The 26,664-nt window shown below is 36.5% G+C and carries 27 protein-coding genes and 1 riboswitch; of the genes, 6 read left to right on the top strand and 21 right to left on the bottom strand.

The annotated features are described in order from the left end of the window. Nucleotides 1-176: 176 nt before the first annotated feature. The 3 genes from HC179_RS06025 to HC179_RS21160 form a co-directional block, all read right to left on the bottom strand. Nucleotides 177-890, bottom strand: a complete 714-nt coding sequence (locus tag HC179_RS06025; protein WP_168863524.1) for a PIN domain-containing protein — start codon at nt 888-890, stop codon at nt 177-179. 5 nt (nt 891-895) lie between these two features. Beyond that, nucleotides 896-1,129 (bottom strand): hypothetical protein, encoded by a 234-nt coding sequence (locus HC179_RS06020; protein ID WP_168863523.1) that lies wholly within the window; start codon nt 1,127-1,129, stop codon nt 896-898. 123 nt (nt 1,130-1,252) lie between these two features. Beyond that, nucleotides 1,253-1,387, bottom strand: coding sequence for a hypothetical protein (locus HC179_RS21160; protein WP_277351305.1), 135 nt, complete (start codon nt 1,385-1,387; stop codon nt 1,253-1,255). 158 nt (nt 1,388-1,545) lie between these two features. On the opposite strand from HC179_RS21160, the gene HC179_RS06015 reads away from it, so the two are divergent. Then, complete coding sequence (locus tag HC179_RS06015) at nt 1,546-2,430, top strand: nucleotidyltransferase domain-containing protein (RefSeq protein ID WP_168863522.1); 885 nt, start codon at nt 1,546-1,548, stop codon at nt 2,428-2,430. A 10-nt stretch (nt 2,431-2,440) separates the two neighbouring features. On the opposite strand, the gene HC179_RS06010 is transcribed toward HC179_RS06015, so the two are convergent. The 4 genes from HC179_RS06010 to HC179_RS05995 all read right to left on the bottom strand — a co-directional run bounded on the left by HC179_RS06010 (nt 2,441) and on the right by HC179_RS05995 (nt 5,212). Further along, nucleotides 2,441-3,043 carry a Cap15 family cyclic dinucleotide receptor domain-containing protein gene (locus HC179_RS06010; protein ID WP_168863521.1) on the bottom strand — a complete coding sequence of 201 codons (603 nt, stop codon included), beginning with the start codon at nt 3,041-3,043 and terminating at the stop codon, nt 2,441-2,443. 143 nt (nt 3,044-3,186) lie between these two features. Further along, entirely contained in the window at nt 3,187-4,092 is a 906-nt protein-coding gene (locus tag HC179_RS06005) for an exonuclease domain-containing protein (RefSeq protein ID WP_168863520.1), read from the bottom strand. A 2-nt stretch (nt 4,093-4,094) separates the two neighbouring features. After that, the gene (locus HC179_RS06000; protein WP_168863519.1) at nt 4,095-4,568 is read right to left on the bottom strand and encodes a hypothetical protein; all 474 of its coding nucleotides are present in this window, start codon (nt 4,566-4,568) and stop codon (nt 4,095-4,097) included. Between the two features lie 275 nt (nt 4,569-4,843). Beyond that, on the bottom strand, nt 4,844-5,212 hold the full coding sequence (locus HC179_RS05995; RefSeq protein ID WP_168863518.1) for a YxiJ family protein: 369 nt from the start codon (nt 5,210-5,212) through the stop codon (nt 4,844-4,846). A 183-nt stretch (nt 5,213-5,395) separates the two neighbouring features. Between HC179_RS05995 and xerA the strand changes: the two genes are divergently transcribed. Both xerA and HC179_RS05985 read left to right on the top strand, forming a co-directional pair. Continuing rightward, a complete protein-coding gene (xerA, locus tag HC179_RS05990; RefSeq protein ID WP_168863517.1) occupies nt 5,396-6,235 on the top strand; it encodes a site-specific tyrosine recombinase/integron integrase in 840 nt (279 codons plus the stop codon). A gap of 111 nt (nt 6,236-6,346) precedes the next feature. Next, a complete protein-coding gene (locus HC179_RS05985; RefSeq protein WP_168863516.1) occupies nt 6,347-6,631 on the top strand; it encodes a hypothetical protein in 285 nt (94 codons plus the stop codon). An 83-nt stretch (nt 6,632-6,714) separates the two neighbouring features. Here the strand turns inward: HC179_RS05985 and HC179_RS05980 are convergent, their stop codons facing one another. Both HC179_RS05980 and HC179_RS05975 read right to left on the bottom strand, forming a co-directional pair. Then, nucleotides 6,715-7,278, bottom strand: a complete 564-nt coding sequence (locus HC179_RS05980; RefSeq protein ID WP_168863515.1) for a recombinase family protein — start codon at nt 7,276-7,278, stop codon at nt 6,715-6,717. A gap of 637 nt (nt 7,279-7,915) precedes the next feature. Next, the gene (locus HC179_RS05975; RefSeq protein WP_168863514.1) at nt 7,916-9,955 is read right to left on the bottom strand and encodes a S8 family peptidase; all 2,040 of its coding nucleotides are present in this window, start codon (nt 9,953-9,955) and stop codon (nt 7,916-7,918) included. Between the two features lie 273 nt (nt 9,956-10,228). Between HC179_RS05975 and HC179_RS05970 the strand changes: the two genes are divergently transcribed. After that, nucleotides 10,229-10,996: a helix-turn-helix domain-containing protein gene (locus HC179_RS05970; RefSeq protein ID WP_168863513.1), complete on the top strand. Its 768-nt coding sequence runs from the start codon at nt 10,229-10,231 to the stop codon at nt 10,994-10,996. Further along, nucleotides 10,993-11,442: a toxin-antitoxin system TumE family protein gene (locus HC179_RS05965; RefSeq protein WP_168863512.1), complete on the top strand. Its 450-nt coding sequence runs from the start codon at nt 10,993-10,995 to the stop codon at nt 11,440-11,442. The genes HC179_RS05970 and HC179_RS05965 overlap by 4 nt, the downstream gene beginning before the upstream one ends. 92 nt (nt 11,443-11,534) lie before the next feature. On the opposite strand, the gene HC179_RS05960 is transcribed toward HC179_RS05965, so the two are convergent. The 10 genes from HC179_RS05960 to HC179_RS05915 all read right to left on the bottom strand — a co-directional run bounded on the left by HC179_RS05960 (nt 11,535) and on the right by HC179_RS05915 (nt 21,589). Next, entirely contained in the window at nt 11,535-11,825 is a 291-nt protein-coding gene (locus HC179_RS05960; RefSeq protein ID WP_168863511.1) for a helix-turn-helix domain-containing protein, read from the bottom strand. Nucleotides 11,826-11,848: 23 nt separating this feature from the next. Beyond that, nucleotides 11,849-14,665 carry a MerR family transcriptional regulator gene (locus HC179_RS05955; RefSeq protein ID WP_168863510.1) on the bottom strand — a complete coding sequence of 939 codons (2,817 nt, stop codon included), beginning with the start codon at nt 14,663-14,665 and terminating at the stop codon, nt 11,849-11,851. A 333-nt stretch (nt 14,666-14,998) separates the two neighbouring features. Continuing rightward, nucleotides 14,999-15,370, bottom strand: a complete 372-nt coding sequence (locus tag HC179_RS05950; protein ID WP_168863509.1) for a hypothetical protein — start codon at nt 15,368-15,370, stop codon at nt 14,999-15,001. Then, nucleotides 15,367-15,630 carry a helix-turn-helix domain-containing protein gene (locus HC179_RS05945; RefSeq protein WP_168863508.1) on the bottom strand — a complete coding sequence of 88 codons (264 nt, stop codon included), beginning with the start codon at nt 15,628-15,630 and terminating at the stop codon, nt 15,367-15,369. Before HC179_RS05945 ends, HC179_RS05950 begins: the two co-directional genes overlap by 4 nt. 69 nt (nt 15,631-15,699) lie before the next feature. Beyond that, nucleotides 15,700-16,611 (bottom strand): V-type ATP synthase subunit I domain-containing protein, encoded by a 912-nt coding sequence (locus tag HC179_RS05940; RefSeq protein WP_168863507.1) that lies wholly within the window; start codon nt 16,609-16,611, stop codon nt 15,700-15,702. 607 nt (nt 16,612-17,218) lie between these two features. Further along, nucleotides 17,219-17,407, bottom strand: a complete 189-nt coding sequence (locus HC179_RS05935) for a helix-turn-helix domain-containing protein (protein WP_168863506.1) — start codon at nt 17,405-17,407, stop codon at nt 17,219-17,221. A 117-nt stretch (nt 17,408-17,524) separates the two neighbouring features. After that, a complete protein-coding gene (locus HC179_RS05930; protein WP_168863505.1) occupies nt 17,525-17,989 on the bottom strand; it encodes an acyl-CoA thioesterase in 465 nt (154 codons plus the stop codon). A gap of 438 nt (nt 17,990-18,427) precedes the next feature. Beyond that, the gene (gene sdhB, locus HC179_RS05925) at nt 18,428-19,192 is read right to left on the bottom strand and encodes a succinate dehydrogenase iron-sulfur subunit (RefSeq protein ID WP_168863587.1); all 765 of its coding nucleotides are present in this window, start codon (nt 19,190-19,192) and stop codon (nt 18,428-18,430) included. Beyond that, nucleotides 19,192-20,952 (bottom strand): succinate dehydrogenase flavoprotein subunit, encoded by a 1,761-nt coding sequence (gene sdhA, locus HC179_RS05920; protein WP_148987826.1) that lies wholly within the window; start codon nt 20,950-20,952, stop codon nt 19,192-19,194. The genes sdhB and sdhA overlap by 1 nt, the downstream gene beginning before the upstream one ends. A gap of 28 nt (nt 20,953-20,980) precedes the next feature. After that, complete coding sequence (locus HC179_RS05915; protein ID WP_060664849.1) at nt 20,981-21,589, bottom strand: succinate dehydrogenase cytochrome b558 subunit; 609 nt, start codon at nt 21,587-21,589, stop codon at nt 20,981-20,983. 353 nt (nt 21,590-21,942) lie between these two features. Between HC179_RS05915 and HC179_RS05910 the strand changes: the two genes are divergently transcribed. Continuing rightward, entirely contained in the window at nt 21,943-22,374 is a 432-nt protein-coding gene (locus HC179_RS05910) for a YslB family protein (protein WP_168863504.1), read from the top strand. Between the two features lie 261 nt (nt 22,375-22,635). On the opposite strand, the gene HC179_RS05905 is transcribed toward HC179_RS05910, so the two are convergent. Beyond that, the gene (locus HC179_RS05905; protein WP_168863503.1) at nt 22,636-23,877 is read right to left on the bottom strand and encodes an aspartate kinase; all 1,242 of its coding nucleotides are present in this window, start codon (nt 23,875-23,877) and stop codon (nt 22,636-22,638) included. Nucleotides 23,878-24,203: 326 nt separating this feature from the next. Further along, nucleotides 24,204-24,390, bottom strand: a riboswitch (Lysine riboswitch). 70 nt (nt 24,391-24,460) lie between these two features. After that, entirely contained in the window at nt 24,461-26,233 is a 1,773-nt protein-coding gene (uvrC, locus tag HC179_RS05900; RefSeq protein WP_168863502.1) for an excinuclease ABC subunit UvrC, read from the bottom strand. Nucleotides 26,234-26,664 lie beyond the last annotated feature (431 nt).

Here is a 26,664-nt window from a genome sequence, read left to right as displayed (position 1 = left end):
TGATTTATTATGCTTTTTTATATGTGGAAAATCAAATAAAGTGCTATAAACCTTGATTTAATAATAAAAAACGCACGGTGATTTCGTATGTGAAATACCGTGCGTTTTACTTTGATATTTAATTGTTTGCACCTCTGAAGTAAACCCGTTATTCTATAATGATCGAGGTTTTATCTTTATGCAATCTTATCAATAATGATAGTAGTTAAGTTTGAAACAAGACTTGGATGATTAAAATCACCATCAAGTGTAATAAATTTAGCACAGTTGTTATTAACTGCAATGGCAAGGTGAAGTGCATCTGTTGAATCCAGTTGATAATTTAGTTGATAATTAATGGCTACATTAAAATCGCTCGATGTTGAGCTCAGATGGAGTACATTTACTCCTTGCATTTGCAATATGAGAATTAAACCATCGTATATGTCTTTTGCTTTTTGATAAAAACAGTCCAATAAATGGCTTCTTAAAGGCTTTTCTTTTGCCACTTTCATTAAATCAGGTACAAAGATATTTTCAGGATTGTTATTGTAATATGAGAGGTTTTGCCTCGCTTCTCTATTAATGAATTGAACCGCTTCTAGATCAATTAAATGATCCATTTCATTTGTTGGTATGAAGCGAGTTTTACCATTAGCTTTATGAATTCTTTGTTGATACTTCAAATATGTAGATAAAGCGCGCTTTACAATAAATTTGAAAATATTATTATATACTTCTGTATAAACATGGTTACTGATCGCAAATGTTACATTGTTTTCGCCTGAATCTTTAATAAACTCTTTTACGGATAGGTGTCGGTTGTCCTTTGGCTGAGATAGGGTTAAAAGAAAACAAGCATCTATATAATATACAGATGCTTGTTTAGTAGTAGCACTTAACATATTCACCTTGTCTACCTATTCTTGTTATAAACATCCATCAATGAATCTCCGAATGCATCGCCGTCAAGCCCTAATGCTTTTATCATTTCATCAATGTCGTTTGGTTTTAAAGATTTTATTTTTTCTACAACCGTTGTGTCCGTAGTTTCAGGTGATTTTACTGGTGCGTTCATTGCCAAGTCAATCACTCCTATATCTTTCATTTTATTACTTTTATTATACGGCTGGCTTGAATGGTTGTCCATACACTCACACCTCTTATTTCTTTTTTTTCCATATTTTATGATAGCTAAACATAGATATATGCTTTATATCTAGATAAAACCTGTAATTTCCTACTCAGTTTTATAACAAACACAAAAAAGCCACTAACTCGCATTAGTGGCTTTTTGTATTGCTTTCTCGATAAGGAAGGCAACAGTCTTCTGTTGTACCTCTTTCACTTTCTCCTCATCGATTTCGTCATTGCTTGGGTGATAGACGAATTCTAGCTGTTTTGCCAATCTAAATCACCTCATGACACTATATGAGGTGATATGGTTGTCCTATGTGAAATGATTTACTGCAACAAATTCTTCCGATGACTTTTTGTAAAATATTGTAACAATTTAGAAAATTAATTTATAATTAAATTATAACTATATTTAGGGAGGAAAAAATAATGCTGGGCATAGGAACAAGTTTAGAATCCACCTTACAACAATGGTCGAAACCCGCCAGTGATACAGAAGAAGCGAAGTGTGAAAATGCATTAAGAATGATAAAGAAAGCAATCGGTAATTCAGAAGCTCTATCTAAATTCAATATCAAATTTATACCGCAAGGATCTTATCACAACAATACAAACGTACGATTAAACAGCGATGTAGATATTGCGGTAAAGCTAACTGATACTTTTTACGCAAATTATCCCGAAGGTACAACTAGAAATGATTTTGGTAACTCAGAATCCAGTTACACCTTCAATGAATACCGGAATTCGATTGAAGAAGCTTTGATAAATACGTTTGGAGCTGAAAGCATTACCTTCGGTGATAAATCAATAAAAATCCGTTCAAATACTTATCGTGTAGACGCCGATGTTGTTCCGTGTTTTGAACATAGGAGATACGACAAAAGTGGTTCGTATATTGCAGGCACTGAGTTTAGAACTAGATTTGCAAATAACCAAGTTATAAACTTTCCTGAGCAGCATTATGAAAATGGCGTCGGAAAGAACATAATAACAGCAAGAAAATACAAGCGAATAGTTCGTATACTTAAGCGTTTGAGAAATCGAATGAAAGAAGAAGGTTATGATGTGGAAAATATCCCGTCTTTCCTTATCGAGTGCCTTGTTTGGAACGTTCCAAATCAATATTTTAATACAGGCACATATACTGATGATTTAAAAGGCAGCCTCGTTTACTTAATTCAAAATACTTCCACTTTTGAATTATGTAAGGAATGGGGAGAGGTTTCTGAACTTTTATATTTGTTTAGAAGTAAATACGACCATTCGGAAGTAAATAAATTTTTGAGAGAAGCGTATGAATTTGTATTTTAAAAAGAACTCCCTACACATGGGAGTTCTTTTTACTTGTTCTTCTAAATTCCATTTTCCCCGTTGTTTCTCTACCGGTAAAATAGTGACCCTCTAAAAGTAAGTCACCATCATGCTTTATTCTTAATTTAACCGCTCCATCATGTTTTGGATTAATGTCTCTATCTTTGTCTGCATCATTAGTGTAAAGATAACACAAGAATTTTTGTTTACCTTCATTTTCAATAATTCCACTAATGTAACTGTTACTGTAGGATTTATTTGTTTCCATCCTAATTGAAATTCCATCGAAATCATGTACTATTTCAATTTTTGCTTCTATTGGTTCACCCTTTTCCCCTGTATCTGGAAAGACATAGTTCGAAAGCAAAGTACCTTCCCATTGTCCTCCAAGGTAAGGACAGTTTGTTAGCCATTTATAGAACATATCAGGTCGTAATTTCCATATTATTAGTTTAAAAATTATTTGATCAATAAAAAGAGTGATACCGATTGCTGTAAATATATTTCCTACAATACTTGGATTAAACTGTCCTCCCCTTATCAACCAAACAATTAAAAACACTCCAATCGCTATAAACAAAAGAATTCGATTATATAACTGTTTATTGTACATGTTCCATTCTCCTTAAATTATTATTTATATACCATAATTATACAGTGAATTCTAAAAATCTCAGCAAAATTATATTTTCTGGAGATAAGGAAACAAGGGAGGTTTGTTTGGATTAATGTAAAAAACCGCTATAAAAAGCGGTTTTACAACATCTTCAAGAAATCTTGTTCGCTTACAATTTCAATATTTTTTCCTTCATTTATCATTTTTTCGGCTTTTATTAACTTAGATGATTTATTTCCTTTGATCATGACATCCTCAAAATCGCCTAAAACGATATAATCTGTTTGCTTGTTAATTCCGTTTTGAGGCGTTCCGCCTTTTTTGCCTACCAATTCCGCTGCTTCTCTTCGTGAAAAAACAGACAACTTTCCTGTGAAAACAACATTCTTGCCAAAGAAAGGGTGTTCCGGATCTGCTTCATCGCTAACTTCAATTGTACGTAAATCCAACTTTTCTCCGTTTCGGCTAAGTCCCGGTGAAAAATAGTTTTCATTTGATACTTTTCCTGGTTTTATATATGTTTTTGCATAAATAGCATCTAAATCATGTAATTCGTATTTTTCAATTAGGCTCACCATTAGTTCAGCACATGCCTTTGCATCATCCAAGGCATGGTGATGTTGATTCAAATCAAGCTGGAAGTGCTGGCACAATGGCTTTATCCCGTAACTTGGGAGGTTCGGGATAAGCCTTTTTGAGAGCTGGTATGTACATAAAAGATCATTAGGAACCGATAGAATTCCATATCGTTTTAAATTGTCACGCAGCGCATACCCATCAAAAGCCATATAATGAGCGATTAACAGCTTATTTTCAATCTTATTTTTTACTTTTTCATAAAACACTGGAAAAGTAAGAGCATCAGCGACATCACTTTCAGTAATACCATGGATTAATGTATTGAAAGAATCAAATTCTTCTTCCGGATTGATGAGTTCATAAAGTGAATCAACAATCACACCGTTTTCAATAAATACCATCCCAACAGAGCAGATACTATGGCGGTTACGATTGGCAGTTTCAAAATCAAATGCAACGAAATCCATCCTTACATCTCCTTTTTAGCGCGAAAATGACGTGTATAGTATGGATAAGTGTTGTAACCACGATTATCCGTATCGTTTTGATATTCTTCTATTTGTTTTTTCACCAGTTCAACTATTTCTTCTTTAGTTGGCGCAAAACAGCTTCTTCCAAATCCGATGAAACGCCAGACAAAGGCTTTGCGTTTTTTTACGGTATCGTTTTCGTCAACATAAGGCTGAAAATCATAAATTAAATACCCCACTCTGTTTTCAATCTGCAAAAGTTCGTAGGTCAGTATTTTAGCATTCTTTTTGTAGTTTTCTTCTTTTTTCGTTAAAAACTGATAGGCAGTAACACCTTTATCAAATAAATATAAAAGCGCATCTTCTTTCTTTTCATGGTAATTATTTATCCCATCAATACTTGTGATGTATTTACATTCGATCGGACGATTTGGATCCGGATAATCAAAAAAATAAAGTTTTGCTTCTTTCATTTGTCATCAACCTCCTATACATCGATAATAGTTCGATATTCCTATTGGTAATACCTGCTAATTCAACAAAAAAGTCGCCCTAATTTACTAACCCGTTCGGTTGAGATGAAGAAGACGTAATTTAACAAAAGTAATAAACTAACCTATAAATAAGCACTGGTATTAGTGAGGAGCAATAACAATACAAAAAGGATCAGATTGCTAATCTGATCCTTTTGACCTGATATTACAGTCTTATTCAACTAGAGCATCCGTTAATGTAATAGGCTAAACTCTTATTTCACTACAAGTAATAATAACTTTCTTGTTTCTTCAAATTTTTTATATTCATCATAAAAATCCTTATAGTTACCGATTTTATCCTCAAAAAACTTATATTGCGTAAATAAATCAAAGAAGGATTTTTGTAAAAATTCAATTTGACTTTTAGATATTTTATTTGTGCTGCCTGCTAAAACATAACTTAGTGTTCCAGCTATATTCATACAGTAAGTGTTAAAATCTCCAGTCAGACTATCTTCTTCATCTGATAAATTTAAAAAATGTGTTTGAAAATCTTCTTGTATCTTATCTGTATCATTGTATGGAAATGGATTAGCTAATTCATTTTTAATTTCCGTTAGTTTTCTTAGGATATTATCCATATTGTTCACCTGTTTTTGTATGTCTTTTAGTTATTTTAACACCGTTTTCTTCTTCAACTCTACTGCTCCGTTAGTTGAATAAAATTTCCTTTTAACTATATCCCTATATTAACATAAATTACCTTTTAAACAATGTCTTCTTTCTTTAAATTCTGAAAATAATAGTATTATGGAGGGATATATTTGTTATTAACGGAATTATGGAAACTTTATGAGTCAGACAAACGAATTGAAGGGTTTTCTTCACAAACATTAAAGGCATATAAATTACAAGCAAATTTGTTAATTAGATATTTTGATAATGTCGAAGTTGATACAATCACACTTCATCATTTAAAGAAATATTTAGCTGAAGCAAGCGTAAATTTAAAACCATCAAGTTTAGCCCATCGTGTGCGTTTTTTAAGGTCTTTTTTTCGTTGGGCACACGAAGAAGGTAATATTCCAACTAACCCTTCTACAAAAATAAAAGAGCCTAAAACGGGAAAAAGAATTCCAAAGTTTTTAAACGAAAGAGAAATCGAACAATTACGTGATGCTTGCCTCTCAACTTTTGAAAAAGCGTTATTTGAATTTATGTTCTCTACCGGCTGCCGAATTGGAGAAATTGTTAAACTTGATCGTCAAAATATTGATTGGACGAAACGTTCTACAGTTGTTTTTGGTAAAGGGGATAAGGAACGTGAAGTTTATTTTAATGTTCGTTGTGAAATTTGGTTAAAGAGATATTTGAATGAACGAAAAGATAATGATAATGGACTTTTTGTAACTGAACGTAATCCACACCGCATAAGTATAGCCCAAATGAGGTATATCATTAAAAGGATTTCAAGCCGTGCTGGAATTAATAAAATTATCCATCCCCACCAACTTCGCCACAGTTACGCCACGCATCTTTTAAATAATGGTGCTTCTATTGAAACTATACAAAGTTTACTAGGACACGAAAAAAGCGAAACCACACGTATTTATGCTCAATTGACCGGTAAACTTAGAAAAGAACTTTACAGGAAATATTTTTAATATGCCACAAAAAATCGTCCTAGCTTACAGGACGATGTTTTTATATACACATCATCTCACATCGGAAAGGAAAATAGTTATTTTTGTTGAAAGAAATTGTGAGGTGATTGTGTGAAGAAAGCCGTGATAACTACGAAAAAACCTGAAGAATGGGAATTATTAAAACGTGAGGTTCAACCAATGCTTACCATCGATATAACAAATTTCGTTCCTGTTTACTTAATGTTGAAGGATTTCGAATTAGATCATGATCCAGATTTTAAACCATGGGGTATTATTAGCTCCTGGTGGCAATATAAAAAACTCCCCGTCATTTTGATAACCGACAGAAACGAGCTACAAAATGTCGATAAGACATCTCGGTTGATATTAGAGTCATCTTGTATATTTATATAATAAAACTAGCAAAAATTTGCTGGTTTTTATTTTTCTATTCGAGTATCGTTATCCACTACATTTACAATTGTCAAAAAATCGCCCTAACTTACAGGACGATTTCTTAAATAATCATAAAATGTGGTTCGGCTTACACCAGTTTTCTCTGTTATTTCCTTAACCGAATAACGTTTCGATTCATACAAGGCAAATGCCATTTCTAATTTGTCATTATCAACAGTTGGTCTACCAAGCTTCACACCGTTTTTCTTTTTAGCTGCTAGTTGTTCCTTCGTGCGCTCGGAAATGATATCTCGCTCAAACTCAGCGATTGCTCCCATCATCCGAAAGAACAATTTCCCAGAAGCGTTATTTGTATCGATTTTCTCGTGAAGAGAGATGAATTCAATTCCTCTGTTTTGAAATGTCTCGACCAGCTCCTCTAGGTGCTTCAAACTACGACTAATTCGATCAAGCTTAAATACAATAATTTCATCGCCTTCACGTGCGTAATCAAGTAATCGTTTCAATTCCGGTCGATCCTTTTTCATCCCAGATACATGTTCTTTATAAATGTTTTCTTCTTTTACTCCAGCTGATTTAAGTGCTTCTATTTGCATATGCATGTCCTGATCATCCGTTGACACACGTGCGTAACCTAGCTTCATTATTTTCCTCCTATTGATTGTACGAAAAAAGGTCGTTTTAATCTTTTCCGAACAAAAGACTTTTCGCACCCTTTTCCGAACAGTTTTTACTCAGTATAACAAGAAAAAACAACCGTTATACATTGTCGGAAAATTTGTTTGTTAAACGGTCGTTTTCCGGACACTAACATTATGTTTTTAAATTGATTTTAGACCTTTTTTACATTTTCTACTTTTAAAATAATACTTTTTCTTGCTTTATTTTATATTTTAGTTATGTTTCTAAAAAAGGTAGGTGTCATAAAATATGAAAAAAAATATTAGAAAAAAAAAGGTATTACTCTCAATCCTAATTTTGATTATTACTTGCCATCTTTTTTTGTCCGAATACTACGTGTTTTTACAAAAATACAGATTAGAACTTGACTATAATGAAGCGAAAAAAATTGTAGAAGATTACGGTGGAACATATATAAAAGAAACCAACGGTTATTCAAAATACTCGGAAGGTTCCTATTTCCAAATGACTATATTTGAATATATTCAATTGAAGTATAATGAAAGGGATTTAAGAACTAACACATCTATAAATTCTAAATTGCCGATACGATAATCTAAAAAAACGATCGAAGAAAATTCTCCGATCGTTTTTTTAGATTTATTCCGTATACCAACCTTGAATCCAGGCTGGACCAGCATGACTTTGTATTTTATACCATTTGTAATAACCGTCTGTCCAATATTGATCTACTTGAACAGTTTGCGGCGTAATTTCTCCAATACGCGTTGTCCCATGATCCGGGTACTGGTACAATTTATGGGTTTCCATTAGCTCTATTTCTAATCCAGGAGTATCTTTTGGTGTAAATAATCCGTGTTCGTCTCCTTGTATCCATCCTGCTCCTGTTTCGCTACTTGGAAGATCAATTTTATACCAATAAATATTAAATCGGTCCTTAATTCTTCCTGTTGCGTGAACAAGCTGAGGAGGAATTCTGTCCAGATAAGTTGTTGTTACATCAGGTAATTGATAAACGTCTTCATAGGTGTAAGTCTGAATGTATTCATCAATTATTTCCGTTTCACCTAACACGCCATTTTTAGCATCTATCCATCGTTGACCATCTGGAGTATCAATCAAATACTTGCCTGATATAGAGTTACCTTTTAATTCATAAGCTGTTGAAACAGTAGGTCCTGTTATTTCTCCTACCTTTTCCATCCACCCATAGTCATCAGGCAAATAAAGAGAGCTTGTTTTTAAAACAATGAAAGATGCGCCTTTTTCGCCAAACTCAGGTTTGAACCATTTGTTACTTCCATTTTGTACCCATTCGTTCCAGATATTTGTTGATTTTACGATTGCGTTTTGTGTCGCAATTTCATCTTTCTTCTCTCCTGTTTCTGATGGATACATAACATAATTACGATCTAATAAGATTGTATAGATATAACTGTGATAATACATTGGTTCGGGATATTGTTGTTTTAATGACAGGGTTCCATAACCATATTCATGATTAAAAACATTTGAAGCCGTTCCGTCTGAAAGGTAACCATATTTAGGGTTTGCTGATTCAATGATTAGTTGTCTTATTTCCTGACCTTTTTTCTCTGGATATTGTTCCATCAAAAGTGCCGCAACTCCAGTCACAAAAGGTGTTGCTTGAGATGTGCCAGTCTCTTTAGCATATCCATCCACAAATCCATCGTTAATATCTAACTCAATAGGAAACGTGCTAAATACATCATGACCTAGAGCTGATATTTCCAATTCCGGTCCAGTTTGCGAATAAGGGCTTTTGTTGTAACTTGTATAATATAAATTTCCGTCATTTGGATTAACATAGCTTTCTATAAACTTTGAACGATAAAAATGCATATTATGTGCCGCTACAGCCATAACATTTGGATTTATCGCAGGGTAATTAATTTGATTGTTAGAACTTTTTAAAGTCGGCAACCATTCTTCATATATATACATATGACCATATTTATACGAAAATTTTGCTGCTGGATGATAATTTTCACCTACAACATGAGAACCTTGGTTTCCAGCTGCCGCTATTATTAACACGCCTTCATTTTTCAACGATTCTAACAAATCATTCATAATAGGTAACCATGCCGGATCGTTATCTGGATGTTCTACTTCTGGTGTGAAAGCTATACTTAAATTAACTATTCTAATTTTATCCTCCCAATCTTTCATAAAGTTAAATGTTTGAATTTCACGTAAAGCGCTTATAAAAGACGGAATTCCTTTTATTGAACTATTAGTTTTCACTTTATAAGAATAAATTTCAACCTCTGGTGCAACACCGTAAACTCCTATGTCATTATGTTGTGCAGCAATAATTCCGGCAACATGCGTTCCATGACCATCTTCATCAGTATCCGCGCCATTCATATCCACGCAACGCTCTTCAATTGTACCAGCAGTACAATCAAACGTATGAATATTTTCTGTTTTTAAATCATTGTGACTGGCTTGAATACCGGTATCAATAATAGCTACTTTAACACCTGCTCCTTTAAAACCATAATCACCATCAAAATTCCATGCATCGAGAACACCAATATCTCTTAAATACGCACCATTAGGAGTATCTTCCGTGATGGTTGTTGCATATCCAGAAAAACTAGTTGTAAAGATTAGTAAAAAGCTTGATAAAATAACTAACAATGCTTGCTTCATCCTTATTCCCCCAATATAAATTGTTTAGTGTTACTTTAAAATTTTAATTCAAATTGTAAAAATTTGTTAAAAATAACAAAAAAAAACATTCGCAAATATGTGGCTTCTTTTATAAGTAAAAATGAAGCTACTGATGATATATAAATAAAAGGACGTTTCAATTTTCACCCTAATTATTTAACACAGTTGTTTGCATAAAAGAGGACTTTTGAAAATATAATTTAACGAATTTGATAAATCGTAAAATTTTGGGTAAAATAGGAGGTGAGGAGGTTGAAAATACCTATGGAAATTGCAGAACGTATTGATCAGACATTTCAGCAAGCATATAACGCGACACATGAACCTCAGTTCATTTGTGCTAAAGCATACATTGTCATGCAAAGTATTGTTGTTAACCTAATGTCTTCTTTTCCGGATAAGCTAGTTTCTGTTCGTTTAAGCCGTTCAACGGTTTTAATTGCTGACCCTAATCTTTTGTTATCGGAAGAATATCTTGATCGATTGAAGTATTGGGTTGATTTGATGAGTGAGGATTTGAATAAAAAGAATTTTGGTAAACTGAAGCTTGAATTTGAAGACTGGTACTATTACATCACTTCAGATGGAACGATTGATTTTGAATATCAAAAAAGCTATCTTCTGCGGACAAAAGAAGCGATGGAAATGTTAAACGTATCCAAGCCAACCCTTTTGACATATGTAGAACAAGGACTAGAAAGCGCAAATACAACGGATCATAAAAAAATTCCAAAGCATGCCGTAGAACTTTGGAACGAGAGTGAAGCATTTATTATGCAATGGGTGCACCAAGTTCGTCGAATGAGAGTAGAAACAGATGAAGATAAATTAGTGAGAATAAGCGCTGAAATTAAAAAGTTTGAGGAAGTATACGAAGGTCCCTTTGGAGAGGTATTCGGAAAGTTATCATCAAAAGAAGCTGACGAAAGAAATGATGCGTCAAACTACTATGACTGGAAGGATCTTGAGGAGATGAAGGCTGAGCTCCAAGAAAGAATGAATAAGAAAAAACCTCAATGATGCCGTCACGATATTCACTTCAAAAGTTAATTGATAAGTATCCGCATTTATACCAAAAAGGATCCCGGCACAATCCAAACGTTGAAAATAAACCAGACGCTTATATCGTTAAAATCACGCTTCACTTAAAACATCATCCTATCTACGGAAAGAACCGGCTTAAAATTACGGAAACTCATTATAAAGATGGAAGTCCAAAAAAGTACAGATATCAGTGGGAATTAAATCCACCTTCGTTAGATAAAAGTGATTCTCATATTACGGCTTGGGAAAATGAAAGTCATGAGGATGATCCTGCTAACCAGACAAAATCAGAGCCTCACCACCACCATCATGTACCGTTTGATAGAACTAAAAGAGCAGAAAATTGGCATGTTCGCGACATTGAAGCTGCTATAAAAGAAATAGAACCTTTTGTACTGAAAGGAATCGCATATACGAAATAAAAAACACAAAAGTCGGACATTTAATTCCGGAATTTGTGTTTTTTTATTTTTAGTTATCTAAAAAAGCTAAGGGCACTTTATTGTTCAACCTTTTATTCTTCAATTATTTCTTTTAACGTTTTAGGAAATCTATTTTTTGATTTATTAAATAAATACCTTTTTAAAACAAGACCATTAATTCGATAATGAGTGATCCCTTCAGAAATCAACTCACCATTTCTACACCATCGCCGTACCGTCTCTTCACTAACAGAAAGGTGTTCAGCTACTTCAGAAACAGGGTATTCGGTTTCATCATCAAATTTCTTAAAATATGTAGGGAGAAGGTCTATAAGACCTGTTCCCAGTGTTTTTGACTTCTCAACAAACTGATCGTAATCCATATAACTTCTCCCCGTTTTTGTAATTAACCAAGTTGTGTTTGTAATTGGATACTTTTCTTTTTATATTCTTCAATTAATCGAACTCGCTCATCCGCAGTTATACCTAATTTTTTTGCAGACGTTTTTCTTAGCTTTTTTAATTCCAGTTGAACTTGATCGTATTGTTCACTGATAGTTTCGCTCATTTTTTCTCTTTCTTTGAGCAGGTTTTCTGTTTCATTAATCACCTGGGTAGCATGACTTTGAATTGAAGTGTTAAACACATCATCAGGATCTAAATTTTCAATTTCCAATTCTGTTACTGCGGTTTCTTCTTCATCAAAATTGAAGAGAGATTCAGGCGTATCTTCATTTGTATATGATACATTAAACCCTTTGTTTATTTCCCACTTTTCAAGATTTTCTAAATCCCATGGGAAATTTAAAACCCAGTCAATTACTTCGAAATAGTCTTTTGCTGATATTTCATCAGTATAGTTTGTTTCCGCTGTGCTTCCGGATTTCATAAAAACATTGTGTCTCATTTGAATTTCCGCAGCTCTCTTTTTCTTTGTTAATAGACTTTCGGGAACCGCTGTTTTGTCTATCGTATTGTTAAGCGAATGCCTTGTGTTTTTGAATTGAAGGTTTTCAATTTGTTTCTCATTTAACACGTCGTCAAAATATTTTTTATGATTAAATAACCAGTCAAAATTGTAAGACTCAACCTTTTCTTCTGGTCTATTTATTCTGGATCGAAATAAGAGTCCTTTGCCTCGTATAGTTTGGTGTTGGTATAACATCTTTAAATACCTATTTAATAAATTTACTAAGTTCGGAGGTATTAACGTACCATATTTTGGGTGTGATGGCGAGTAAGTTCCTTTTACAATTTCAGCTGGAAACCTCGCTAAACCATATCCCTTATTATTGATTTTCTTAACCAAACCATTTTCATCAAGGGTTAGATGTTCGATCCGTATTTCATAAACTTCCTCTGGTCTTGAAGTGAGAAAATATCCAACCATCCACATGGTAGCGTACTTTAAGCCTTTTTGAACGGTTCCAAACGGAAGTTTTTCAAGATTAAGCAAAATCTGATAAATTTGGATAATTTGCTTTCTTGTCATGTAGACTTTTAATCTTGGTTCGCTTCTTCTTTTTTCTGGTGGTTGAGACGGGAAAGCATTTATTGCATTTAACAACTTTGCCCTACGATTATAATATGCTTTACCCTGATTTTCACTGTCTACCCGCCATAAAGGGTATCTCTTTTCTGTTTCCATTAGAAGCCAATAAAGAAATGGTTTTATGACATGTGAATTACTCCAAATCGTCTGTGGAGAGTAACCTTTCATATAATTTCTGACATCTCTGTCATCAATTAATATGTTACTCACATTATTTGTATATAAAAACTCATCATTAGAAAAGTCTATTAATAATTTTTCAGCATCTATCATCGCTTTTTCTTTCTGTGAATAGTGGGTGATATTTCTTGTAACCAACTCATTTTCAGACCGTGAATCAATTTTATACGTTTTGATTCCGGAGCGTTCACTGATGATTTTTTCTAGAAACCTCGCAATTACTTGTTGATGATTTTCAGAAGTCTTTTCAGGCTTTGCGAATACATCTTTATAATATTCACGGTCTTCCCAAACAATTTTTCCATTGGATGATTTGAATTGTGTAAATTCATCAATTAAGTCTCTTTGATCATCATTTAAAAAATCCAAAGCCTTTTGACCTTTCCAATCCTTTCTTTTGTTGTAAAGATTATCTTGAATAGTTGGCAAGACCTTTTTTATCATGTCTACATCCCAAAATCTTGTTCCTTCAAGCTCTTTTGGGCGTGTAATCAAACCGCGCTTACTATACTGAATAAGTGCTGTAGAACTTACACCCAGCAGTTCACTAGCTTGATTAATTGTATGGTATTTCATAGAACTAAGTGTTTTTTTTCGGTCAAAAAGGTAAACCATTCTATTTCCTTTTGCGCTATTCAAATTCGGTCTTTTATCAACGATTGCATCATCCCAGCGACCGAGCTCTATCTCTTTTTGTAATTCTTCGATTGAAATACCACGTGATTGCGCGAAGAAATAGTCCAATAGAATATTCGGATTTTTTTCCAGCTTAAAAATTTCCTTTAGTTGTTCTTTTGCATTCTCTAAACGTTTTAGTGGAAACAAGTATTTTTTTGGACCACCATACTTTCCAGAAGGTAAAACGTCACCATCAACCCCAACTGTTAAATACAAATCTTTAAAGTAACCATTTCGAACCATTGTGAATAAATGAGATTCGGATAGCCCGAAATGACTAGCTGCTTCAGATAATGTTAATACTTCTCCTTCTTTTTTTTCAACTCGTTCAAAGGTTGGTAGATTTTTAATCCAGGTTAAAGGGAATGCGTACTTTGGTTTTCCCCTTCCTTCCGGTGGTTGGATAACATCTTCTCCAACTCTTAAATACTTATCTTTAAATGCCCCATCATTAATATACCGATTAAGCATATATTCGCTTAAACCAAAATAAGATGCAGCATCTTTTGTAATAAGTAGCTTACATCCAAGTTCTTTTTCTTTCATTTCCCATGTGGGTATTTCACCTGGGTATTTTTTCATTATTTCTTTTTTGATGAACACATATTTTGCGTTTCTCGCTTTTGTCAGATCCCTTTCAATATCCTCACCGATAACAAGAAACATCCCTTTAAATCTTCCTGCTGAGACACCAGTTGATAATGATTTAGGAGCAAGCCCCATTAATTCTGCAGCTTTATTTATGGGTAACAATTCTCCAACTTCTTGTTCTTTTTCCTCCCAAGAAGGAAGCTTATTTTTAACCGCATTCAATATTATCACCTCTTTATTTATGTATGCTTGAGCCATTTTTTTATACGGACACAAATGCTATATTTACTACAAACGCACATAGCACACAAAACATATGCTATTGCCTTTGTAGTACAGGACTATTACCAATGTAATTCTATATGAAATGTGTGCAGTGTGTGTTTGTATTAAATGTAGTATTTGTGTGTTTGTTGTAATTATAGTATTTGTAGTGAATGTTGTTTTATTCACTTCTATTTATACATCACCTTAATAACTTTCTTCAATGGAAGTTAATGGTGAATCCTTATTGTTTTTTTGTCATAAGAAAAAGCACCGTTATTATCAGGTGCTTTACGATGATTTTTCGCTATAGTAATTTAGTAATTGTTCTATTTTATTTCTTAGCCTTGACGTTTCTTTTGATTGATACCTTTCATCAATCTGCTTAATAAGGTTTCTAACCTCTCTATTTTCTTTTGTAGGGTTATAAATCTTAACTTCCTTTATTTCTATGGTGTTTTTTTCCTTTAGCTCCTTTATTAGAGTAACTAAATTCCCCTTGGTTTTGCATTTATTGCATTGCCACATTGTCGTAATCGTTGACATTTCAGCTTGATTTTTGCAGGTAAAACAAGGAAACAGTATCTCGTTTTTTTCTTCATCATAATAATAACTAATCTTGTTTTGCTTAAGGAAACTTAAGCAAGGCAACGCTTTGTTCAATGAAGAATTTCCTTTTCAGCTTTTGTTTTTGTTCTAGATCTTTTCATAAATTCTTTAAAACTCGAACCCATAATTATATAATTACCTCCGCAATTGTAGTTATCGAGTTTTCCCGTTCTGCACCATCTTCGTACTGTTTCAACATGCACCCCTAGCATTTCTGATACTTCTTCTGGTTTTAATATCATATCATCGTCTACATTAAAAGCAGAGTGAAGCGGATGCTCTATTCCAATATTATTTCTGACACTATTTTGCAAATTATCTTCCTCCTAGTCTAGGTTTTTATTATCATTAACTACATATGAAAAACTCAAGTTTTTATTACATTAACTAACATCCGTTTTTGTCTTGTTCTTTCTAGTCCTTGTTGCTTTCTTCTGCTTATCTCCTGTGTCAAGCAGCGCTTTCAACTCGTTTTCTTTTGCTTTGAATTCCTCATGGTAAAAACTACGCACTTCATCTTTTGTTTCTTGACGAACATTTTCTCTTATTTGCTTTTCTTTCTCCCTGAACTTTTCGTGTAATTCATTCTCCTTTCGGATTAATGCTTTTTCCGATTCGAACGTTAGACGCTCTTTCAAGTTAACTATTTCTTCATCATGTTTACTTTTTGCAATAGAGATACTAAGGGTTAACTTGTTAACTTGTTCTTTTAATTGTTTGTTTTCATCTGCTAACGATATAGTCTGTTTGAATTCCTGAGCTTGGTCAGCTATCGTCTGATTCAACTCATTAATCTTTTCTTTTTGGCTTTTAATTAACTCGTCTTGATCATTTAACCGTTTTTCGCACATTTGTGCTGATTTTTTGCTCGTATCTAGTTCTTTCACTGCTTCTGTATGAGTTTCCTGAAGCGCTTCATAAAGTGCTTTTAACTTATCGTGCTGCATTTTTTGTTGATGAATGATTGATTGCCTACCTTCAATCTCCTCAGTCAACCGTTTTTCCCATGTGTTTTTCTCAACCGTCATGTTCTCCATTTGACTCGTAAACGTTTGAATAATAGAATTCGTTGCATTTTTTAATTTTGCAATATCCGATTCAAAGTTTTTCCTTAAACCAGGAGAAATTCTGACTTCGTTTTCTGTTAAATCTTTTACCTTCAATTCATTTATTAAGTCAACCATAAATTCATTGTCTTGCTTCCCTGACTTTTTGATAATTTCATTTAGCTCTGCTACTTGTTCTTCCGTTAGGGTAAAGCCTTTTTGTTTTTTAATACTACTATTATTCTTCAACAAATCATCCTCCTATTAACTATTATGAATAGTAGTTAATAAATTTATACCTTTATTAATAAGGTGTTAACTATGTTAATATTGAACACTTATATTATGCTTCAAAGAAATTTACACATTTAATTGTGTTAACCAATAAAGTTTTTTACTAACAAGTTTTAATCTTTATTAATATGTAGTTAATTAGTTAATATTAATATCTGAAAATAGTGATGCTAACTTAACATTTTAATGAACTTTCCTAAAACTCTTTGATTTCTTTTGCTACTTCATTATTCTAGGTAATTAACATTCAATACATTTAACAGATAGGGCGGCGTCAAACAATAACGTCTGCTCTCCTTCCTAAAGGGATGATAACGGAACATTAAACAAATTACTTATCGTGTGTAAGCGCTAAGTAGGATGTTGTATTCATTTTTATTGAACGGGAATACCCAAAACAGCCAATAGGCAAATAACCTTGTATACAAGCTCTCTGGCGCCCCTCAGTGCGAGGTGCACAAAACAGTAAAAAAGCTGAGCAATTATTCTGCTCAGCCTTTTATAATTCAAATTATGTGTTCAAATTATAAAATTATAAATTAAAATTATTTGTGAAACCTTATTATATCAATACTTTAAAGAGTTCGCCTTTAGTACCTATTTCGTTTGAAATGTGGTTCCGAACTGTCTTTTCACTGATAAACAACTCCCCAGCAATCTCTTTGGTTGTCTTATCCTGAACTAACAGCTCAAATACTTCTCTTTCTCTTTTGGTAAGCAATGGCTTTGGTTGAAACTCTTTCTCCTTCAATAATTGTAACCCTCCTTGCCTTAGCCAGAGCTGAACTAGCGGATGGGTGTATATTTAGTCATGGTATAATATGTTAGAAGGAGGGCGGTAGTTACATGTATTTAGTCGTATTTCTTATTATTTTTTCAATGTTTCTCGAGAAAGGAAGAGATTTCGTTGTTCTTCACTCCAAGCTTCCCCTTTTCCAGTGCGCTTATTGAGTTGTACCATACGTCCTCTTCCGACAAAACAAGGCTCACCGTTCCCCTTTTTACCTAGATAATGCAGGTCAACAGAAGAGGTTCCTACTTGCTGTGCTTTCACGCAAACCTCCAGTTCTTCTCCAAAGTAAACTTGTTGAAGGAAATCGCATTGCAGGTCCGCTACGACTGGGATGGTATTACTTCCAGCCTGGGTCCAGTCTTGCATAAAGCCAAGGCTTTTGAAAAATTCTATTCTCGCTTCCTCAAAATAAACGAATGGTACTGTGTTGTTCAGATGGCCGAACATATCTGTCTCGGAGAATCTCACTTTCACACCATGACTGAATGAGAACTCATTCATCCATTGTTGTAAATCTTCTATATAAGCGGTTTTTTTCATAATTATTCCTCCTCGGGATTAAAGATATATATGTTGGTTGTAACTCCCTGTTTCCTTTCGTTCCAGGTGTTCGCTTTCCGCGGGACGGTGCTTGAGCCTCCTCACTTCGTTGCGGGGTCTCAAGCTACCGTTATCCCCCCCGCTGGAGTCTCACACCTTGCACTTCAGTCAACAGGGGAAATTACTTTAGCTATAAAATTATTCTTATGAAAATTGAATGAAACAACCTAGTTGATTGTAGTGGAAGGCGCGCAGACTTCCGCGGGAGGAAGGGACAGGGGAGACCCCGCAGGCTTGCCGAGGAGGCTCCCGGACCGCCCGCAGAAAAGCGAAGCGCCTGGAACGGAGATCAACCGTCTTTTAGATCATTCTGAATTTTCTAACATGTATTTTTGTAAAAAAACGCCCCTTATAGGTAAGAGGCGTTCTGTTTGTTTTTTAGCCTTGGTCGGAACCAAAGAAGTTTCTGAACATCTGAACCGTCGTGTCGCGGTTAAGCGCGGCGATAGATGTAGTAAGAGGAATACCTTTCGGGCAAGACTGCACACAGTTCTGTGAGTTACCGCAGTTTGCAAGGCCTCCGTCTCCCATGATTGCTTCAAGACGCTCGGATTTGTTCATTTCCCCGGTTGGATGCGCGTTGAATAGACGAACTTGGGAAAGTGGTGCAGGACCGATGAACTCTGACTTGCTGTTGACGTTCGGGCATGCTTCCAAGCAAACACCACATGTCATACATTTGGAAAGCTCATAAGCCCATTGACGTTTTTTCTCTGGCATACGAGGACCAGGTCCAAGATCGTATGTGCCATCGATTGGGATCCATGCTTTTACCTTTTTCAAGGAATCGAACATGCGGCTTCTATCCACTTGAAGGTCACGAACAACAGGGAACGTGCTCATCGGCTCAAGAACGATAGGTTGTTCTAATTGGTCAACAAGCGCAGTACAGGATTGACGAGGCTTGCCGTTGATGACCATGGAACAAGCACCACATACTTCCTCCAAACAGTTCATATCCCAGTTTACAGGAGTTGTCTCTTTTCCATCTTTATTGACAGGATTACGACGAACTTCCATCAGTGCAGAGATTACGTTCATGTTCGGACGGTAAGGTAATTCAAAAGTTTCATAATAAGGGGTTCCCTCGGGACCATCTTGACGCTTCACTTTAAACGTTACAGTTTTAGTTTGTTCAGCCATCATTCTTTACCCCCTTTTTTCTTAGAGTAGTCACGCTTACGAGGCGGAATCAAGCTTACATCTACATCTTCATAGAAGAATTCAGGTGCAGATTTAGGACCTGTGAATTTCGCCATTGTCGTTTTTAGGAATTCCTCGTCATTACGTTCTGGGAAGTCCGGTTTGTAGTGCGCTCCACGACTCTCGTTACGGTTGTATGCACCGATTGTGATAACACGAGCTAACTGAAGCATATGTTGAAGCTGGCGTGTGAACGCCGCACCTTGGTTGCTCCATTTTGCTGTATCGTGGATGTTGATATTATCATAACGCTCAAGAAGCTCTTGGATTTTCTCATCCGTTTGCTTCAGCTTGTCGTTGTAACGTACAACTGTTACGTTGTCTGTCATCCACTCTCCAAGCTCTTTATGAAGCACATAAGCGTTCTCTGTACCGTTCATTGTCATAATCTTGTTCCACTTTGCTTCTTCTTCTTTTACATAGCGATCGAAAAGAGAGGAAGAAAGGGAATCTGTGGATTTTTCCAATCCATTCATATATTCTACTGCTTTTGGACCAGCTACCATACCACCATAGATTGCAGATAGTAAGGAGTTCGCTCCAAGACGGTTTGCACCATGCTGAGAGTAATCACACTCACCTGCAGCAAATAGTCCAGGAATGTTGGTCATTTGGTCATAATCAACCCAGATTCCGCCCATGGAATAGTGAACAGCAGGGAAAATTTTCATTGGTACTTTACGTGGATCGTCTCCCATGAATTTTTCATAGATTTCAATGATTCCACCAAGTTTGATATCCAATTCTTTTGGATCTTTATGAGAAAGATCCAAGTACACCATGTTTTCACCATTAACACCAAGCTTTTGGTTAACACACACGTCAAAGATTTCACGTGTTGCGATGTCACGTGGAACAAGGTTACCATATGCCGGATATTTTTCCTCAAGGAAGTACCACGGCTTACCGTCTTTATATGTCCAAACACGTCCGCCTTCTCCACGAGCAGACTCACTCATCAAACGAAGCTTGTCATCTCCCGGAATGGCTGTCGGGTGAATCTGAATGAACTCACCATTCGCGTAGTAAGCACCTTGCTGATACACAATGGATGCTGCAGAACCTGTGTTGATAACAGAGTTTGTTGATTTACCGAAGATGATACCAGGTCCACCAGTTGCCATGATAACAGCATCTGCAGGGAATGATACAATCTCCATGCTTGTAAGGTTTTGTGCGACAACTCCGCGGCAAACGCCATCGTCATCGATAACAGAACCCAAGAACTCCCAGCCTTCATATTTCGTTACAAGACCAGATACTTCGTGGCGACGAACTTGCTCATCTAATGCGTATAACAGTTGCTGACCTGTTGTTGCTCCTGCAAAAGCTGTACGGTGATGCTGCGTTCCACCAAAGCGTCGGAAATCTAGTAATCCTTCAGGAGTTCGGTTGAACATTACTCCCATGCGGTCCAAAAGATGGATGATTCCAGGTGCCGCTTCACACATAGCTTTTACTGGAGGCTGATTTGCTAAGAAATCTCCTCCGTATACGGAATCGTCAAAGTGTTCCCAAGGAGAATCCCCTTCTCCTTTTGTGTTTACTGCCCCGTTAATTCCACCCTGGGCACAAACTGAGTGAGAACGTTTAACTGGTACTAATGAAAATAGATCAACTGGTACACCGGCTTCAGCGACTTTGATGGTTGCCATCAAGCCCGCAAGTCCACCGCCGACCACGATAACTTTTTTACTCATATGTAACTCACTCCTTAATAGTTGCTGATTAAACGAATGCTAGAATTGCACGTACCCCTACGAAAGATAATGCAAAGAAAATCCCAATTGTTACGTAGGTTGCAATAAGTTGAGAACGAGGAGTTACTGTAATTCCCCAGCTTACACAGAAAGACCAAAGTCCATTTGCAAAGTGGAAGATTGTTGCAATTACCCCAACAAGGTAGAACCAGAACATGAACGGACTAGATAAGATGTCTGCCATCATGTTGTAGTTAACGTCCGCACCAAGTGCAGCTGCGATTCTCGTTTCCCATACATGCCATACGATAAAAATTAATGTAACGATTCCTGTAAAGCGTTGAAGCATAAACATCCAGTTACGAACAAATCCATACTTGCTTACATTGTTTTTTGCTGTAAAAGCAATATATAAGCCGTAGATAGCGTGGAATAGGATTGGAAGAAAGATTACAAAAATTTCTAGTGCATAACGGAACGGCAAGCTTTCCATAAAATGTGCCGCTTTGTTGAATGATTCTGGCCCTTTTGTCGCAAAGTGGTTGATAACCAAATGCTGAACCAAGAAAAGACCAACAGGAATGACTCCTAGTAACGAGTGGAGCCTACGAAGTAAAAATTCACGTTCAGTTGCCATCACTTAACCCCCTTTTTTCAAGTAAGAAAATAGATTAGATGTTTTGTAAGTTCTGTTTTTCACTATCTATTATAGTAAAAAATCATTGAACTCTCCATCTTGTTTTTTAAACTTTCAATAAAATGAAAGCCTTTGCAGATTTATCGACAAATATGTGACATATTTATTTTACTCCCCTATATGTGAAGCGTCAAGAAAACGCGACCAAAAATTGCACTTTTAAAAATACTTCTACACACCTTTAATTGTCAGAAAAATGTAAAAATATATTAATAGAATAAAATACTCCATACGTTTCATTTATTAACCCGGTTGGATGGTATATAATGAACATAGAGAAAGAGGGGAACTAAATGACTGAATCGAACAACCAACAACAAGTGATGGACACACAAATTCAAGTCCCTATCTTCGGGTACGAACTGATCCGCGATATGCTCCTACCTGACCTTTTGGGGAAAGATCATACCCAGGTCATCTATTGGGCAGGAAAACAGCTCGCACGCAAGTTTACCATTGATACTCAGGAGGGAATCAGCCAGTTTTTTAAAGAAGCAGGCTGGGGAGAGCTTGAATTATTGGAGCAAAACAAGCACGAAGTTAAGTACGTGATCCGCGGGGAAATGGTGACACGCCGCCTTGCTTTGAATAAAGACGCCACTTTCCAACTTGAAGCGGGATTTCTTGCCGAGCAAGTGCAACGACTAAAAGGCAAAACTGCGGAAGCGATTGAAGAACAAAAAAAGAAAAAAGAAATACTGATTACCGTTCAATGGGATAAGTGATTGTGTTGCTGCCTCCAGGGTGGTTCACCTGAACTAGGTTGCTAGGGTTGGGGTTTATACTGCCTTACGGGTGGCAATTTGATAGAACATGTCGTTCTTTGTCGAACGGCATGTATTTTTTATTTTTGGAAAATATTTAGGTGAGTTTGGCTCGTATTTTTTATTTACGGAAAGTAAACACCACATCGCACCCCCTAACCCACAAAAAAGCACCCTCTCCACTTGGAAAAGGGCACTCCACATACAAAAACTACTATACTCTTAGTTTAGTACTCTCTCAACAGACTCTTCTCCAAGCTTAAATGCCACATGAAGTGCCTCAACCGCACGAACCATCTCTGCAACATCCACCACCGTAGAAACTTTGATTTCTGATGTGCTTACCATTTTTACATGGATGCCTTCCGTAGCAAGGACTTGGAACATTTCTGCTGCGACCCCGGGATTGGAGACCATACCGGATCCAACGATAGAAACTTTCGCCAAACCGCTCTCCTGCTCGATACCCGTGAACCCGAGACGCCCTTGATGCTGCTCTAACACTTCGATTGTTTCTTTTACGTCCACTGTCTTAACAGAGAAAGAAATATTTGTTGTATCTTTATCCATGCTAGTTTGAATAATAATATCTACATTCAAACTGTGCTGAGCTAACGTTGTGAAAATGGTGGATAATGTATGTAGTTCATTTGGCAAGCCACATACGGTAATGCGGGTGATTTGGTCTTCGAATGCTATTCCTCTGACAACTAGATTTTTTTCCATGGATACTTCCTCCTCAATGATCGTTCCTTCTTCCTCTTCCATACTGGACCGTACAACAAGCTGTACGCCATAATTTTTTGCAAATTCAACCGCACGCGGGTGAAGTACACCTGCACCTAAGTTTGCCAGTTCGAGCATTTCATCATATGCGATTGCCGCAAGCTTTCTTGCACCTTTCACAAAACGAGGGTCTGTCGTGAATACTCCCGTCACATCTGTATAAATATCACACTTCTCAGCCTTCAAAGCAGCAGCTAATGCAACCGCAGTTGTATCCGAACCGCCACGGCCTAGTGTCGTAATCTCGTTATTAGCAGTGATTCCTTGGAAGCCTGCTACAATGACAATTTTTCCTGAATCCAGGTAGCTTTTTAACAAGTCTGTTTCAATATGAGTAATTCTAGCGTTTCCGTGTACAGGCTCTGTACGGATTCCCGCCTGCCAGCCTGTTAGGGATACTGCTTCATGACCTCTAACTTGCAATGCCATAGCCAATAGGGAGATGGTAATTTGTTCTCCTGTTGTCAAAAGCATATCCATGTCGCGCTTACTTGGGTGGGGGTTAATCGCATTTGCTAGAGTTAACAGTTCGTCTGTTGTTTTGCCCATCGCTGATACAACAACAACCACTTTGTGTCCTTTTTCCACTTCATTGATGACTCGACTTGCTACGTGCTGAATTCGTTCAACCGAGCCCACTGATGTTCCTCCGAATTTCTGTACAACAATCGTTGACATGTGCACCATTCCCTTTTCATTAGTTAGTTCTGTTAAACGCCGCTGTTGATTTCCGCACCTGACTTCGCTTTCCTAAGGGCTGACGAGAGCCTCCTCGGCAAGCCTGCGGGATCTCCACCTAACGCTTTCTCCCTCAGGAGTCTCCGCCCTGTGCTCCAATCAACAGCTAAGTTACTGATTTAATTTACAGAATCTGTAGTCTCATCATAATGTTAGATAGTTCTCAGTACGCATTTAGCCATAGCAGCTTTTTTTCAGGATATAAAAAAACAGCAATGAGCTAAGGTCTCATTGCTGTGATTGGTAAAATAAAGAATCCGTTCACGCGGTGAGATAGCTCTCCAGGCAGCACAAAGACAACCTGACAGTCCTACATTTCTTAAACGCAGAACCAGTAAAAAAAAGAAAAAGAGACTTTTTTTTACTTCGGCGATCCTCCCCTTTCCGTAATCATCTCGGAAGCTCTTTCTTCTCCGATTACATACTTTTGAAGTTCGCACCTCTATCATCACTTCATCGATTTGAAGTGGCACATTATGAAATTAATAGTGATTATATCAGACAATAAGAATCCTTACAACACCTATTCGCGAAGTTTTTTAAAAATTTCTTCAGCTACCGCTTTCGGAATTTTAGCAGCTTGAATCTCCTCCACCGTTGCCTCTTTCATTTTTGCAACTGATCCAAAGTGCTTCATCAACGCTTTCTTTCTCGTGGCGCCAACTCCACTGATTTCATCTAAAATTGATTGAAAAACACTCTTACTTCTAATTTGACGGTGGAAAGTAATCGCAAATCTGTGAACTTCATCTTGTATTCGTTGCAAAAGATAAAACTCCTGACTGGTCCTCTCGAGCGGAACCACCATTGCATCTTCGCCTGCGAGAAGGTTGCTCGTTCTATGTTTGTCATCTTTGGCCAAGCCGACAATCGGAACAAATAAATCCAGTTCATTTTCAAGGACGTCCCTTACAGCACTCATATGCCCTTTGGCCCCATCAATCACAATCAAATCCGGGAGCGGTAAAGATTCTTTTAGCACACGGGTGTACCTTCTTCTGACCACTTCCCTCATGGATTCATAATCATCAGGTCCTTGTACGCTTTTGGTTTTATATTTCCGGTATTCTCGTTTCTCTGGTTTTCCATCAATAAATACCACCATCGCAGAAACAGGATCCGTTCCTTGGATATTCGAGTTATCAAATGCTTCTATGCGGTGCGGGGTCATGATGCCCAGGATTTCTCCGAGATTCTCGACAGCTTTAATCGTTCGGCTTTCATCCCGTTCAATCAATGAGAACTTTTCTCCGAGAGCAACTTTCGCATTCTTGTTTGCGAGATCCACCAGCTGCTTCTTTTTACCCCGTTGCGGCTGCAGCACATTAGTTTGCAATAGTTCTTGTGCAACCGGCAAATCAATTTGACTAGGAAGCATGACTTCTTTTGGGACAAAATGATTTTGCTTAGAATAGAACTGCCCGAGGAATGTTAAGAAATCCTCTTCCGGTTCGTTGTAAATTGGGAACAACGATACATCTCGTTCAATCAGTTTACCCTGACGGATGAAAAAGACCTGCACACACATCCATCCCTTGTCAAAAGCAAATCCGAAAACATCCCTGTCGACAAAGTCATTCATCTCCATTTTTTGCTTTTCCATTGTTGCTTCAATATTAATAATTTGATCTCGGAATTCTTGCGCCCGTTCAAATTCCAGGTTCTCAGAGGCTTTTATCATTTTATCCGTAAGCTCGTTTTTAACTTCCTTATAGCCGCCGTTAAGAAACCGAACAATTCCATCCACCATTTGCTTGTTCGTTTCTTCAGATACATGTTCCACACATGGCGCAAGGCATTGACCCATGTGATAGTAGAGGCATACCCTGTCTGGAAGTGTCATGCATTTTCTAAGCGGGTAGATTCGGTCTAGCAGCTTTTTCGTTTCATTTGCTGCTTGAACATTAGGGTAAGGTCCAAAATATTTCCCTTTATCCTTTTGCACTTTGCGGGTGATTAAAAGACGTGGATGTTTTTCCGATGTAATTTTTATAAAAGGATATCGTTTGTCATCTTTCAGCATGACATTGTATTTTGGGTTATGTTTTTTGATAAGATTCAGTTCCAGTATTAACGCTTCAATATTGGAGGAAGTCACAATATATTCAAAATCCACAATTTCATTTACAAGCCGGAGCGTTTTTCCATCATGGCTACCTGTAAAATAAGAACGGACACGATTTTTGAGCACCTTCGCCTTTCCGACATAGATGATGGTTCCTTGACGATCCTTCATCAGGTAACATCCCGGTTGGTCAGGCAGTATGGCAAGTTTTTCTTTTAATGATTCATTCAATGTATTTTTCCTCCCAACCAAAGATTTTTTTGTATGTATTCTATTATACCTTGTTTCGTACGTATGTTCCATTTGGAAGTATTAGGTTTGTTTGTGGGGTCGATGTGACGGGTTCAGATACGCTTGGCGCTGGAAAATTTATTAATATATTATATTTTTTTCTAAAAGGTGCCGCTTTGGCTACCTTCTTTGGATTCCTTATGCACGCAAAAAGCCCTGTTATAGGACCGGGGTTTTTCCAAAACGAAATTAAGCGTGTTTGTTTAATAGTTCAGCCTAAGCTTCTTTCGGTTGAGATGAGGTGACGGTTGCGATTTTATTGATATATCCTGAGTTTTCTTGATATATCCTTGAATTTCTTGATATCCCCCTGAGTTTTCTTGATATATCTCAATTTTTCTTGATATCCCCCTGAGTTTTCTTGATATATC

It is taken from the genome of Bacillus sp. RO1 (assembly GCF_012524115.1).
In the GTDB taxonomy this organism is placed as follows: Bacteria; Bacillota; Bacilli; order Bacillales; family Bacillaceae_I; genus Sutcliffiella_A.
Note: the sequence above shows the minus strand (reverse complement) of the source record. Positions and strands in the feature narration are given on the sequence as shown.